Raw genomic sequence first — 14642 nt, forward strand, 5'->3', positions numbered from 1 at the left:
GAAGTCAGCTTAGAACAATGTACTCTCCCAGGGCGGCGTTTTGAAGTTCTGCAGAACAAGATTTTGCTAGCAGAGAAAGAGGAATTGTGCTGTTAATAACTTAATCATCGCAAAATAATAAGATGCATATACTTAATAAGCGATGTTTTGTAGTGATTTATTCTGAATATTAATTCGCTGTATGGTTTTTTTGTCTGGCAGATAAATGCGTAAAATTTCTTCGGCTTAAGAAATCACGAACATAAAGTGTTGATGATATTTTCGTTATAAGTGAAAAATTAACGAGTAGTGATTGCCGATGTGTCGTATAGGTGATGACGGGGGTAATTATTGTTAAGAGGAATTAATGAATGCGGGTGATGCTAATTAATTATTATTTAATATTCAAAAAGGTTTTGTTGTGCATATTAATAATAGAAGATTACTTTGCCTAACATAACATAACTTTGCATCAGATAATTCGCAATGACCCTTATAAATAAAAGGGTTTTAGGGTAAAATGCCTGCTTTAATGACGGAACACCTGCTTTTGATGCGGTCTCATCCTTGCTGTTTGTACGCGTATACGTATTAGCCGCGCTGCTGCGAGGGAGAGGAGCAGGGAGCAACATTTACATTTACACAAACTCGCGCATGTCATAAATAGAAAAGAGTGAGTAACTTAATAGATATGCGATCCCTGAAGATATATTCTGTGATCTACTTCAGGCATTATAACGGAACAATGTGAGCCACATTTTTAGTGCAACTCATATGCATTTTTACTTTCATCCGGGTTCCGGATGAAACTGCCAGGGAGGCACATTACAAATGGAATTGCTTGTTTGTGTGTGCACAGCATTAACCAGCTCAGTATGAGCCGCCAGTAAGTGATAATATATGATAAGTGCAAATCGTCCGATAATTAACCTCGACCTCGATCTGCTGAGAACATTTGTTGCTGTTGCCGATCTGAACACTTTTGCTGCTGCAGCTGCCGCTGTGTGTCGTACTCAGTCCGCTGTTAGCCAGCAAATGCAACGTCTGGAACAACTCGTTGGGAAAGAACTGTTCGCTCGGCATGGTCGCAACAAACTGTTAACTGAACATGGCATTCAGCTTCTTGGTTACGCCAGGAAAATCCTGCGTTTTAATGATGAGGCTTGCTCATCATTGATGTTCAGTAATCTTCAGGGCGTGTTAACTATCGGTGCTTCAGATGAATCTGCTGATACGATCTTACCTTTCCTGCTTAATCGCGTAAGTTCGGTTTATCCGAAACTTGCGCTGGATGTCCGCGTTAAGCGCAATGCCTATATGGCAGAAATGCTGAAGTCCCAGGAAGTGGATTTAATGGTTACCACTCATCGTCCTGATACCTTTAAGGCGTTGAACCTGCGTACTTCTCCTACGCACTGGTATTGCGCTGCGGAATATGTGTTGCAAAAAGGCGAGCCGATCCCACTTGTGCTCCTGGATGATCCTAGTCCGTTCCGTGACATGGTTCTGGCAACGCTCAATAAAGCGGATATTCCATGGCGCCTGGCGTATGTTGCCTCCACATTACCGGCGGTTCGTGCTGCAGTAAAAGCGGGTCTTGGCGTGACGGCAAGACCGGTTGAGATGATGAGTCCGGATCTGCGCGTTTTGAGCGCGGTAGACGGTTTACCTCCACTACCAGATACCGAATATTTGCTGTGCTATGATCCATCCAGCAATAATGAGTTGGCGCAGGTGATATACCAGGCGATGGAGAGTTATCACAACCCATGGCAATACAGCCCGCTGACTACCCAGGAGGGGGACGATTCCCTGTTGATAGAAGGGGATTACGAATAATCGTCCGGCAATAACAATTTCTGATGACAAGTTTGTAAAAATAAGCCACTGGTGACTAATAAAACGTCAGTGGCTTTTTTTACAATAAATCCTTAAGAATTTTCCTCACGACGAACAAAATCGTTCTTTTTTCAATCATCAGCCATTCTCCTCGCTGACGAACAAAAAATCGCCTGAAAAAAATCTCCTGCTACAATGATGTTAAAAAATGCGTAAAATTTTTGCTGTATTTTTGTTATGGATTAACAAAAGCGTGTCACAGATCAAGAAAATACTCTCTTTTGGGGGGAGGAATCGACACAAATTCCTGTCAAAATAGACCCGTATTTTTTCCATTGCTTCACAACGGACACGATTCAACAACATCTAATTTTCCTGGAGTTGTCAACAATCTGGGGCTAAAGGGCATTAAATGCAAAAGTTGTTGATATCATGTAAATTAATGTGAAGAAACCTTTGTTAAAGTTGACAAAAGGTTATAGAAAGGAGTAAAAGACCACATCAATTAGCTGTATAAAATAGTTTCTACAGTGATTGTAAGGTTTTTTTTATTCCTCCCCATGAATCGATGTGGCGTCCATCTGCCGTGAAGAGCAGTGAATCTGGCGCTACTTTTGATGAGTAAGCAATGAGTATGTCAACATCTACTGAAGTCATCGCTCATCACTGGGCATTCGCTATCTTTCTTATCGTTGCCATTGGCCTGTGTTGCCTGATGCTGGTAGGCGGTTGGTTTTTAGGCGGTCGCGCACGCGCGAGGTCGAAAAACGTGCCGTTTGAATCAGGTATCGACTCGGTCGGCTCCGCCCGCTTACGCCTGTCTGCCAAGTTTTATCTGGTGGCCATGTTCTTCGTTATCTTCGACGTTGAGGCGCTGTATCTGTTCGCATGGTCAACCTCCATTCGCGAGAGCGGCTGGATTGGCTTTGTAGAAGCGGCAATTTTTATTTTTGTGTTACTGGCTGGTCTGGTTTATCTGGTGCGTATTGGCGCGCTGGACTGGACGCCCGCGCGTTCTCGCCGCGAGCGTATGAACCCGGAAACGAACAGTATCGCTAATCGTCAACGCTAACCGCGAGGCATTAAGATGGATTATACGCTCACCCGCATAGATCCCAACGGTGAGAACGACCGTTACCCCCTGCAAAAGCAGGAGATCGTAACCGACCCTCTGGAGCAAGAAGTTAACAAAAACGTGTTTATGGGCAAGCTCAATGACATGGTTAACTGGGGTCGTAAAAACTCAATTTGGCCGTATAACTTCGGTCTTTCCTGCTGTTACGTTGAGATGGTGACCTCGTTTACTGCGGTGCATGACGTGGCGCGTTTTGGCGCAGAAGTATTACGTGCTTCGCCGCGTCAGGCTGACCTGATGGTGGTGGCAGGAACCTGCTTTACCAAGATGGCACCGGTTATTCAGCGTCTGTATGACCAGATGCTGGAGCCGAAATGGGTTATCTCTATGGGAGCCTGTGCCAACTCCGGTGGTATGTACGACATTTATTCCGTTGTACAGGGCGTTGATAAATTCATTCCGGTTGATGTGTATATCCCGGGGTGTCCGCCGCGTCCGGAAGCGTATATGCAGGCACTGATGTTGTTGCAGGAATCTATTGGTAAAGAACGTCGCCCGCTCTCCTGGGTCGTTGGCGATCAGGGCGTTTATCGCGCCAATATGCAATCAGAGCGCGAACGCAAGCGCGGTGAACGCATTGCCGTTACCAACCTGCGCACCCCTGACGAGATTTAATTTGCGCCTGTCGGCAAAGGCATTTTTCTTCGCTTATTCCTAAATCTATTGCGCGAAGCCACGCCGACAGTCACCACGGACCATATGCAATGGTGAACAATATGACCGACTTAACCGCGCAAGAACCCGCCTGGCAGACCCGCGATCATCTTGATGATCCGGTGATAGGCGAACTGCGCAACCGTTTTGGGCCGGATGCCTTTACTGTTCAGGCGACTCGCACCGGGGTTCCCGTTGTGTGGATCAAGCGTGAACAATTACTGGAAGTTGGCGATTTCTTAAAGAAACTGCCGAAACCTTACGTCATGCTGTTTGATTTACACGGCATGGACGAACGTCTACGCACCCACCGCGAAGGGCTACCTGCTGCGGATTTTTCTGTTTTCTACCATCTGATTTCCATCGATCGTAACCGCGACATCATGCTGAAGGTGGCGCTGGCTGAAAACGACCTGCACGTACCGACCTTTACCAAATTGTTCCCGAACGCCAACTGGTATGAGCGTGAAACCTGGGATCTGTTTGGCATTACTTTCGATGGTCACCCGAACCTGCGCCGCATCATGATGCCGCAAACCTGGAAAGGTCACCCGCTGCGTAAAGATTACCCGGCGCGCGCAACCGAATTCTCGCCGTTTGAGCTGACCAAAGCCAAACAGGATCTGGAGATGGAAGCCCTGACCTTCAAACCGGAAGAGTGGGGGATGAAGCGCGGCACCGAAAACGAGGACTTCATGTTCCTCAACCTCGGCCCGAACCACCCGTCGGCGCACGGGGCTTTCCGTATCGTTTTGCAACTCGACGGCGAAGAGATTGTCGACTGCGTACCAGACATCGGCTACCACCACCGTGGCGCTGAGAAAATGGGCGAACGCCAGTCCTGGCACAGCTATATTCCTTACACCGACCGTATCGAATATCTCGGCGGCTGCGTTAACGAAATGCCTTACGTACTGGCGGTAGAGAAACTGGCCGGAATTACCGTGCCGGATCGCGTTAACGTGATTCGCGTAATGCTCTCCGAACTGTTCCGTATCAACAGCCACCTGCTGTACATTTCCACCTTTATTCAGGACGTCGGCGCGATGACGCCTGTGTTCTTCGCCTTTACGGATCGGCAGAAAATCTACGATCTGGTAGAAGCGATAACCGGTTTCCGTATGCACCCGGCGTGGTTCCGCATTGGCGGCGTAGCGCACGACCTGCCGCGTGGCTGGGATCGTCTGCTGCGTGAGTTCCTCGACTGGATGCCGAAACGTCTGGCGTCTTACGAGAAAGCGGCGTTGCAAAACACCATTCTGAAAGGCCGTTCCCAGGGCGTTGCCGCCTACGGCGCGAAAGAGGCGCTGGAGTGGGGCACCACCGGTGCTGGCCTGCGCGCCACCGGGATCGACTTCGACGTGCGTAAGGCGCGTCCTTATTCTGGCTATGAAAACTTCGACTTTGAAATCCCGGTGGGTGGTGGTGTTTCTGACTGCTACACCCGCGTGATGTTGAAAGTGGAAGAGCTGCGTCAGAGTCTGCGCATTCTTGAGCAGTGCCTCAACAACATGCCGGAAGGCCCGTTCAAAGCGGATCACCCGCTGACTACGCCGCCGCCGAAAGAGCGCACGCTGCAACATATCGAAACCCTGATCACCCACTTCCTGCAAGTATCGTGGGGGCCGGTGATGCCTGCCAATGAATCCTTCCAGATGATTGAGGCGACTAAAGGGATCAACAGTTACTACTTGACCAGCGACGGCAGCACCATGAGTTATCGCACCCGTATCCGCACGCCGAGTTATGCGCATTTGCAGCAAATTCCGGCGGCGATCCGTGGCAGCCTTGTGTCTGACCTGATTGTTTATCTGGGCAGTATCGATTTTGTTATGTCAGATGTGGACCGCTAATTATGCACGAGAATCAACAACCACAAACTGAGGCTTTTGAGCTGAGTGCGGCAGAGCGTGAAGCGATTGAGCACGAGATGCACCACTACGAAGACCCGCGTGCGGCGTCCATTGAAGCCCTGAAGATCGTTCAGAAACAGCGTGGCTGGGTGCCGGACGGTGCGATCCACGCGATCGCTGACGTTCTGGGTATTCCGGCGAGCGATGTCGAAGGCGTGGCAACATTCTACAGCCAGATCTTCCGCCAGCCGGTTGGTCGCCATGTGATCCGTTATTGCGACAGCGTGGTCTGTCACATCAACGGTTACCAGGGCATTCAGGCGGCGCTGGAGAAAAAACTGAACATCAAACCAGGGCAAACGACGTTTGACGGCCGCTTTACGCTGCTGCCAACCTGCTGCCTGGGGAACTGTGATAAAGGGCCAAACATGATGATCGATGAGGATACTCACGCGCATCTGACCCCGGAAGCGATCCCTGAACTGCTGGAGCGGTATAAATGAAAAACATTATCCGTACTCCCGAAACGCATCCGCTGACCTGGCGTCTGCGTGATGATAAACAGCCAGTGTGGCTGGATGAATACCGCAGCAAAAACGGTTACGAAGGGGCGCGTAAGGCGCTGACCGGACTTTCTCCGGACGAAATCGTTACTCAGGTAAAAGACTCCGGCCTGAAAGGGCGCGGCGGTGCAGGCTTTTCTACTGGCCTGAAGTGGAGCCTGATGCCGAAAGACGAATCCATGAACATCCGTTACCTGCTGTGTAACGCCGATGAAATGGAGCCGGGCACCTATAAAGACCGCCTGCTGATGGAACAACTGCCGCACCTGCTGGTGGAAGGTATGCTCATCTCCGCGTTTGCGCTGAAAGCTTACCGTGGCTACATCTTCCTGCGTGGCGAATATATTGAAGCAGCAGTGAATCTGCGCCGTGCCATTGCTGAAGCGACCGAAGCAGGTCTGCTTGGCAAAAACATTATGGGAACAGGTTTTGATTTTGAACTGTTTGTCCATACCGGGGCAGGGCGCTACATCTGCGGTGAAGAAACAGCGTTAATCAACTCCCTGGAAGGGCGTCGCGCTAACCCGCGTTCAAAACCGCCATTCCCGGCAACCTCCGGCGCATGGGGTAAACCGACCTGCGTCAACAACGTCGAAACCCTGTGTAACGTTCCGGCAATCCTTGCTAACGGCGTGGAGTGGTATCAGAACATCTCGAAAAGTAAAGATGCTGGCACCAAGCTGATGGGCTTCTCCGGTCGGGTGAAAAATCCGGGTCTGTGGGAACTGCCGTTCGGCACTACCGCACGCGAGATCCTCGAAGATTACGCCGGTGGTATGCGTGACGGCCTGAAATTCAAAGCCTGGCAGCCAGGCGGCGCGGGCACCGACTTCCTGACCGAAGCGCACCTTGACCTGCCGATGGAATTCGAAAGCATCGGTAAAGCGGGCAGCCGTCTGGGTACGGCGCTGGCGATGGCGGTTGACCATGAGATCAACATGGTGTCGCTGGTGCGTAACCTGGAAGAGTTTTTCGCCCGTGAATCCTGCGGCTGGTGTACACCGTGCCGTGACGGTCTACCGTGGAGCGTGAAAATTCTGCGTGCGCTGGAGCGGGGCGAAGGTCAGCCGGGAGATATCGAAACACTTGAGCAACTGTGTCGATTCTTAGGCCCGGGTAAAACCTTCTGTGCCCACGCACCAGGTGCGGTGGAGCCGTTACAGAGCGCCATCAAATATTTCCGCGAAGAATTTGAAGCGGGAATCAAACAGCCGTTCAGCAATACCCATTTGATTAATGGGATTCAGCCGAACCTGCTGAAAGAGCGCTGGTAAGGACCTTTTACCCCTCACCCTAACCCTCTCCCCGGAGGGGAGAGGGGATGATCCTGAGCCGCTTTTCTCCCTCGCCCCTTAGGGGAGAGGGCCGGGGTGAGGGGAATGATTTCGATTAACGCTCAGTCTCTGACTGAGAAAACTGGAAGCATGCTAATGGCTACAATTCATGTAGACGGCAAAGAATACGAGGTCAACGGAGCGGACAATCTGCTGGAAGCTTGTCTGTCTCTGGGTCTTGACATTCCTTACTTTTGCTGGCATCCGGCGCTGGGAAGCGTCGGTGCTTGCCGCCAGTGTGCGGTGAAGCAGTACCAAAACGCGGAAGACACGCGTGGTCGCCTGGTGATGTCCTGTATGACACCGGCTTCCGATGGCACCTTTATTTCCATTGACGACGAAGAAGCGAAACAGTTCCGTGAAAGTGTGGTCGAGTGGTTAATGACTAACCACCCGCACGACTGTCCGGTATGTGAAGAGGGCGGTAACTGCCATCTTCAGGATATGACCGTGATGACCGGACACAGCTTCCGTCGCTACCGTTTCACCAAACGTACCCACCGCAATCAGGATCTGGGGCCGTTCATCTCCCACGAAATGAACCGCTGCATCGCCTGTTACCGCTGTGTGCGTTACTACAAAGATTACGCTGACGGTACGGATCTGGGCGTTTATGGCGCACACGACAACGTCTACTTCGGTCGACCTGAAGACGGCACCCTGGAAAGCGAATTTTCCGGTAACTTGGTCGAAATTTGCCCGACTGGCGTATTTACCGACAAAACGCACTCCGAGCGTTACAACCGTAAATGGGATATGCAGTTTGCGCCGAGCATCTGCCAGCAATGTTCCATTGGCTGTAACATCAGCCCCGGCGAACGTTACGGCGAACTGCGTCGTATCGAAAACCGTTACAACGGTACGGTAAACCACTACTTCCTCTGCGACCGTGGTCGTTTCGGTTACGGCTACGTCAACCTGAAAGATCGTCCGCGTCAGCCAGTACAGCGTCGTGGCGATGATTTCATCACCCTTAACGCCGAACAGGCAATGCAGGGCGCAGCCGATATTCTGCGTCAGTCGAAGAAAGTGATCGGCATCGGTTCTCCGCGAGCCAGCGTAGAAAGCAACTTTGCGCTGCGTGAGCTGGTGGGCGAAGAAAACTTCTATACCGGTATTGCTCACGGTGAGCAGGAACGTCTGCAACTGGCGCTGAAAGTGCTGCGTGAAGGCGGCATTTATACGCCGGCACTGCGCGAAATCGAATCTTACGATGCGGTACTGGTACTGGGCGAAGACGTTACCCAGACCGGCGCACGCGTCGCGCTGGCGGTGCGTCAGGCGGTGAAAGGTAAAGCGCGCGAAATGGCGGCAGCACAGAAAGTGGCTGACTGGCAGATTGCGGCAATCCTCAACATCGGTCAACGTGCGAAGCATCCGCTGTTTGTTACCAACGTTGATGACACTCGTCTGGATGATATTGCGGCGTGGACTTACCGCGCACCGGTTGAAGATCAGGCGCGTTTAGGTTTTGCCATCGCCCATGCGCTGGATAACTCCGCGCCAGCGGTTGACGGTATCGAGCCTGAGCTGCAAAGCAAAATCGACGTCATCGTGCAGGCACTGGCTGGGGCGAAGAAACCGTTGATTATCTCCGGGACGAACGCCGGTAGCACAGAAGTGATTCAGGCGGCGGCTAACGTGGCGAAAGCCCTGAAAGGTCGCGGCGCTGACGTAGGTATCACCATGATTGCCCGTTCCGTCAACAGCATGGGGCTGGGCATTATGGGGGGCGGTTCGCTGGAAGAAGCATTAACCGAACTGGAAACCGGACGCGCCGACGCGGTGGTGGTGCTGGAAAACGATCTGCACCGTCACGCTTCCGCTACCCGCGTGAATGCTGCGCTGGCGAAAGCGCCGCTGGTGATGGTGGTTGACCATCAACGCACAGCGATTATGGAAAACGCCCATCTGGTACTTTCCGCCGCCAGCTTTGCTGAAAGCGACGGTACGGTAATTAATAATGAAGGTCGCGCCCAACGTTTCTTCCAGGTTTACGATCCGGCTTATTACGACAGCAAAACTGTCATGCTGGAAAGCTGGCGCTGGTTACACTCGCTGCACAGCACCCTGCTGAGCCGTGAAGTGGACTGGACGCAGCTCGACCACGTGATTGACGCCGTTGTGGCGAAAATCCCGGAACTGGCAGGTATCAAAGATGCTGCGCCGGATGCGACATTCCGCATTCGCGGGCAGAAACTGGCTCGTGAACCGCACCGTTACAGCGGTCGTACCGCCATGCGCGCCAACATCAGCGTTCATGAGCCGCGTCAGCCGCAGGATATTGACACCATGTTCACCTTCTCGATGGAAGGTAACAACCAGCCGACCGCGCACCGTTCGCAAGTGCCGTTTGCCTGGGCGCCGGGCTGGAACTCCCCGCAGGCATGGAACAAGTTCCAGGATGAAGTGGGCGGCAAACTGCGCTTTGGCGATCCGGGTGTGCGTCTGTTTGAAACCAGCGAAAACGGTCTGGATTACTTCACCAGCGTACCGGCTCGCTTCCAGCCGCAGGAAGGGAAATGGCGTATCGCGCCGTACTACCACCTGTTTGGCAGCGATGAACTGTCACAGCGTGCTCCGGTCTTCCAGAGCCGTATGCCGCAGCCGTACATCAAACTTAACCCGGCAGATGCCGCGAAGTTGGGTGTGAACGCGGGTACACGCGTCTCCTTTAGTTACGATGGCAACACGGTCACGTTGCCGGTTGAAATCGCCGAAGGGCTGACGGCAGGGCAGGTGGGCTTGCCGATGGGGATGTCCGGCATTGCTCCAGTGCTGGCTGGCGCGCATCTTGAGGATCTCAAGGAGGCACAACAATGAGTTGGTTATCACCGGAACTGATTGAGATCCTGCTGACCATCCTCAAAGCGGTGGTGATCCTGCTGGTGGTTGTCACCTGCGGGGCATTCATGAGCTTTGGCGAACGTCGCCTGCTGGGTCTGTTCCAGAACCGTTACGGACCTAACCGTGTTGGCTGGGGCGGTTCGCTCCAGCTGGTCGCGGACATGATCAAAATGTTCTTTAAAGAAGACTGGATCCCGAAATTCTCGGATCGCGTCATCTTTACTCTGGCGCCAATGATTGCCTTTACCTCGCTGCTGCTGGCCTTTGCGATTGTGCCAGTCAGTCCGGGTTGGGTGGTTGCCGACCTGAACATCGGGATTTTGTTCTTCCTGATGATGGCCGGTTTGGCGGTTTACGCGGTGCTGTTTGCGGGCTGGTCAAGTAACAACAAATACTCTCTGCTGGGTGCGATGCGTGCTTCTGCACAGACTCTGAGCTACGAAGTGTTCCTTGGGCTTTCCCTGATGGGCGTGGTGGCGCAGGCCGGTTCATTCAACATGACCGACATCGTCAACAGCCAGGCGCATGTGTGGAACGTCATCCCGCAATTCTTTGGTTTTATTACCTTTGCCATCGCGGGCGTGGCGGTGTGTCACCGTCACCCGTTTGACCAGCCGGAAGCCGAGCAGGAACTGGCGGATGGTTACCACATTGAATATTCCGGTATGAAATTCGGTCTGTTCTTCGTGGGTGAATACATCGGGATTGTGACCATCTCAGCACTGATGGTGACGCTGTTTTTCGGTGGCTGGCAAGGCCCGTTGTTACCACCATTCATCTGGTTCGCGCTGAAAACCGCGTTCTTTATGATGATGTTCATTTTGATTCGTGCGTCGTTACCGCGTCCGCGTTATGACCAGGTAATGTCCTTCGGCTGGAAAATCTGCCTGCCGCTGACGCTGATCAACTTGCTGGTAACGGCGGCTGTCATTCTCTGGCAGGCGCAATAAGGGGCACTAAGACCATGACCTTAAAAGAATTGTTAGTAGGTTTCGGCACCCAGGTTCGTAGTATCTGGATGATCGGCCTGCATGCGTTCGCCAAACGCGAAACGCGAATGTACCCGGAAGAGCCGGTCTATCTGCCGCCCCGTTATCGTGGTCGTATCGTTCTGACCCGCGACCCGGACGGCGAAGAGCGTTGCGTAGCCTGTAACCTCTGCGCGGTAGCCTGTCCGGTCGGCTGTATCTCGCTGCAAAAAGCAGAAACCAAAGACGGTCGCTGGTATCCGGAATTTTTCCGCATCAACTTCTCACGCTGCATTTTCTGTGGCCTGTGCGAAGAAGCCTGTCCGACCACGGCGATTCAGTTAACCCCGGATTTCGAAATGGGGGAATACAAGCGCCAGGATCTGGTTTACGAGAAAGAGGATCTGCTGATCTCCGGTCCGGGCAAATACCCGGAATATAACTTCTACCGGATGGCAGGTATGGCAATCGACGGCAAAGATAAGGGCGAAGCAGAAAACGAAGCCAAGCCTATCGACGTCAAGAGCCTGTTACCGTAAGGAGAGGGGCAATGGAGTTCGCTTTTTATATCTGTGGCCTGATAGCCATACTTGCGACCTTGCGAGTGATCACCCATACCAATCCGGTACACGCACTGCTGTACCTGATTATTTCGCTGCTGGCGATTTCCGGGGTGTTCTTCTCACTGGGCGCTTATTTCGCTGGTGCGCTGGAAATTATCGTCTACGCGGGTGCCATTATGGTGCTGTTCGTGTTCGTGGTGATGATGCTCAACCTGGGCGGTTCGGAAATCGAACAGGAACGCCAGTGGCTGAAACCGCAGGTGTGGATTGGTCCGGCAATTTTGTCGGCCATCATGCTGGTGGTGATTGTTTACGCCATTCTCGGTGTTAACGATCAGGGTATCGACGGTACGCCAATCAGTGCTAAAGCAGTGGGTATTACGCTGTTCGGGCCTTACGTACTGGCGGTGGAACTGGCTTCTATGCTGCTGCTGGCTGGTCTGGTTGTGGCCTTCCACGTCGGTCGTGAAGAGCGTGCGGGTGAAGTGCTGAGCAATCGTAAAGACGACAGCGCGAAAAGAAAAACGGAGGAGCGCGCATGATCCCCTTACAACATGGACTGATCCTCGCGGCAATCTTATTCGTTCTTGGCTTAACCGGTCTGGTTATCCGTCGCAATCTGCTGTTTATGCTGATTGGTCTGGAAATCATGATTAACGCCTCCGCGCTGGCCTTTGTGGTCGCCGGTAGCTACTGGGGCCAGACCGACGGTCAGGTGATGTACATTCTCGCCATCAGCCTCGCGGCGGCAGAAGCGAGTATCGGCCTTGCGCTGCTGCTGCAACTTCACCGTCGTCGCCAGAACCTGAACATCGATTCAGTAAGTGAGATGCGCGGATGAACATGCTTGCCTTAACCATTATTTTGCCATTGATTGGCTTCGTCCTGCTGGCGTTCTCCCGTGGACGCTGGTCTGAAAACGTCTCTGCGATCGTTGGCGTTGGCTCTGTGGGCCTGGCGGCGCTGGTGACCGCTTTTATCGGCGTCGATTTCTTCGCTAACGGCGAGCAGGCTTACAGCCAGCCGCTGTGGACGTGGATGTCGGTAGGCGACTTTAACATTGGTTTCAACCTGGTGCTGGACGGCCTGTCGCTGACCATGCTCTCGGTGGTTACCGGTGTGGGTTTCCTGATCCACATGTACGCTTCCTGGTATATGCGCGGTGAAGAGGGATACTCCCGCTTCTTCGCCTACACCAACCTGTTCATCGCCAGCATGGTGGTTCTGGTTCTCGCCGACAACCTGCTGCTGATGTACCTCGGCTGGGAAGGCGTGGGTCTGTGCTCCTATCTGCTGATCGGTTTCTACTACACCGATCCGAAGAATGGCGCAGCGGCAATGAAAGCGTTCGTCGTGACTCGTGTGGGTGACGTGTTCCTCGCTTTCGCGCTGTTCATTCTTTACAACGAACTGGGCACCCTGAACTTCCGCGAAATGGTGGAACTGGCACCAGCGCACTTTGCTGACGGCAATAACATGCTGATGTGGGCGACGCTGATGCTGCTGGGCGGTGCGGTCGGTAAATCTGCGCAGTTGCCGTTGCAGACATGGCTTGCCGACGCGATGGCTGGCCCGACGCCAGTCTCCGCGCTGATCCACGCCGCAACGATGGTAACAGCCGGTGTCTACCTGATCGCCCGTACCCACGGCCTGTTCCTGATGACCCCGGAAGTTCTGCATCTGGTGGGTATCGTGGGTGCGGTTACGCTGCTGCTGGCAGGCTTTGCCGCTCTGGTACAAACTGACATCAAACGTGTTCTCGCTTACTCCACCATGAGCCAGATTGGTTACATGTTCCTCGCGCTTGGCGTACAGGCATGGGATGCGGCGATTTTCCACTTGATGACCCACGCATTCTTTAAAGCGTTGCTGTTCCTGGCATCCGGTTCCGTCATTCTGGCCTGCCATCACGAACAGAACATCTTCAAGATGGGCGGTCTGCGTAAATCTATTCCACTGGTTTATCTCTGCTTCCTGGTGGGCGGCGCGGCACTGTCGGCACTGCCGCTGGTCACTGCGGGCTTCTTCAGTAAGGATGAGATCCTCGCGGGTGCGATGGCGAATGGTCATATCAATCTGATGGTGGCCGGTCTGGTCGGTGCGTTTATGACCTCGCTCTACACCTTCCGGATGATTTTCATCGTCTTCCACGGAAAAGAACAAATTCACGCTCACGCCGTGAAAGGGGTAACTCACAGCCTGCCGCTGATTGTGCTGCTGATCCTTTCCACCTTCGTTGGCGCACTGATTGTACCGCCGCTGCAGGGCGTGCTTCCGCAAACGACGGAACTGGCGCACGGCAGTATGTTGACCCTGGAAATTACCTCTGGCGTGGTTGCGGTCGTCGGCATTCTGCTGGCTGCCTGGCTGTGGCTGGGTAAACGTACTCTGGTGACCTCCATCGCCAACAGTGCGCCGGGTCGCCTGCTGGGAACCTGGTGGTACAACGCCTGGGGCTTTGACTGGCTGTACGACAAAGTGTTCGTCAAGCCGTTCCTGGGTATTGCCTGGTTGCTGAAACGCGATCCGCTGAACTCAATGATGAACATCCCGGCTGTCCTTTCCCGCTTTGCAGGTAAAGGCCTGCTGTTAAGCGAGAACGGCTACCTACGCTGGTATGTGGCATCCATGAGCATCGGTGCGGTCGTGGTGCTGGCACTGTTGATGGTACTGCGTTGAGTTGTTGGCTGAGTGAATATACCCGGCGTTGCGCCGGGTCTGTGAACTAAGAATAAATTTTAGGTAACTGTTCCTGAAGTACAGGCGTCATCGGCGAAGTCAGACCGGATACCGCCAGCGCACAGCAACCGGAGCGTACTTAAGTACGTGAGGATTGCGAGCACTGCCGGGATTCGGGCTGGCGAGTGAGATAGCCTGAGCAGGAGTAAATATAAGGGACATACTTAG

12 protein-coding genes are annotated in these 14642 nt (G+C 53.1%); all 12 read left to right on the forward strand.

Going from position 1 to position 14642, the window contains the following annotated elements; genetic code table 11:
• The first annotated feature begins 879 nt into the window (after window positions 1-879).
• The 12 genes from lrhA to nuoL all read left to right on the forward strand — a co-directional run bounded on the left by lrhA (window position 880) and on the right by nuoL (window position 14414).
• Window positions 880-1818: a transcriptional regulator LrhA gene (lrhA, locus tag LG381_RS11335; protein WP_000622296.1), complete on the forward strand. Its 939-nt coding sequence runs from the start codon at window positions 880-882 to the stop codon at window positions 1816-1818.
• A 628-nt stretch (window positions 1819-2446) separates the two neighbouring features.
• Entirely contained in the window at window positions 2447-2890 is a 444-nt protein-coding gene (gene nuoA, locus LG381_RS11340; protein ID WP_000062994.1) for an NADH-quinone oxidoreductase subunit NuoA, read from the forward strand.
• A 15-nt stretch (window positions 2891-2905) separates the two neighbouring features.
• On the forward strand, window positions 2906-3568 hold the full coding sequence (nuoB, locus tag LG381_RS11345; protein ID WP_000386733.1) for an NADH-quinone oxidoreductase subunit NuoB: 663 nt from the start codon (window positions 2906-2908) through the stop codon (window positions 3566-3568).
• An 89-nt stretch (window positions 3569-3657) separates the two neighbouring features.
• Complete coding sequence (nuoC, locus tag LG381_RS11350; RefSeq protein WP_000247878.1) at window positions 3658-5460, forward strand: NADH-quinone oxidoreductase subunit C/D; 1803 nt, start codon at window positions 3658-3660, stop codon at window positions 5458-5460.
• Window positions 5461-5462: 2 nt separating this feature from the next.
• A complete protein-coding gene (gene nuoE, locus LG381_RS11355; RefSeq protein ID WP_000545042.1) occupies window positions 5463-5963 on the forward strand; it encodes an NADH-quinone oxidoreductase subunit NuoE in 501 nt (166 codons plus the stop codon).
• Window positions 5960-7297: an NADH-quinone oxidoreductase subunit NuoF gene (nuoF, locus tag LG381_RS11360; protein WP_000789511.1), complete on the forward strand. Its 1338-nt coding sequence runs from the start codon at window positions 5960-5962 to the stop codon at window positions 7295-7297. Before nuoE ends, nuoF begins: the two co-directional genes overlap by 4 nt.
• A 156-nt stretch (window positions 7298-7453) precedes the next feature.
• Window positions 7454-10180, forward strand: a complete 2727-nt coding sequence (nuoG, locus tag LG381_RS11365; protein WP_105290574.1) for an NADH-quinone oxidoreductase subunit NuoG — start codon at window positions 7454-7456, stop codon at window positions 10178-10180.
• Window positions 10177-11154 carry an NADH-quinone oxidoreductase subunit NuoH gene (gene nuoH, locus LG381_RS11370; RefSeq protein WP_000118685.1) on the forward strand — a complete coding sequence of 326 codons (978 nt, stop codon included), beginning with the start codon at window positions 10177-10179 and terminating at the stop codon, window positions 11152-11154. Before nuoG ends, nuoH begins: the two co-directional genes overlap by 4 nt.
• A gap of 14 nt (window positions 11155-11168) precedes the next feature.
• Window positions 11169-11711 (forward strand): NADH-quinone oxidoreductase subunit NuoI, encoded by a 543-nt coding sequence (gene nuoI, locus LG381_RS11375; protein ID WP_000172749.1) that lies wholly within the window; start codon window positions 11169-11171, stop codon window positions 11709-11711.
• An 11-nt stretch (window positions 11712-11722) separates the two neighbouring features.
• Window positions 11723-12277: an NADH-quinone oxidoreductase subunit J gene (nuoJ, locus tag LG381_RS11380; RefSeq protein WP_000393513.1), complete on the forward strand. Its 555-nt coding sequence runs from the start codon at window positions 11723-11725 to the stop codon at window positions 12275-12277.
• The gene (gene nuoK, locus LG381_RS11385; RefSeq protein ID WP_000612644.1) at window positions 12274-12576 is read left to right on the forward strand and encodes an NADH-quinone oxidoreductase subunit NuoK; all 303 of its coding nucleotides are present in this window, start codon (window positions 12274-12276) and stop codon (window positions 12574-12576) included. The genes nuoJ and nuoK overlap by 4 nt, the downstream gene beginning before the upstream one ends.
• Window positions 12573-14414 carry an NADH-quinone oxidoreductase subunit L gene (gene nuoL / locus LG381_RS11390; RefSeq protein ID WP_001056618.1) on the forward strand — a complete coding sequence of 614 codons (1842 nt, stop codon included), beginning with the start codon at window positions 12573-12575 and terminating at the stop codon, window positions 14412-14414. The genes nuoK and nuoL overlap by 4 nt, the downstream gene beginning before the upstream one ends.
• Window positions 14415-14642: the final 228 nt, after the last annotated feature.

Source organism: Escherichia sp. Marseille-Q3837, assembly GCF_916618735.1.
Taxonomy (GTDB): Bacteria; Pseudomonadota; Gammaproteobacteria; order Enterobacterales; family Enterobacteriaceae; genus Escherichia; species Escherichia ruysiae.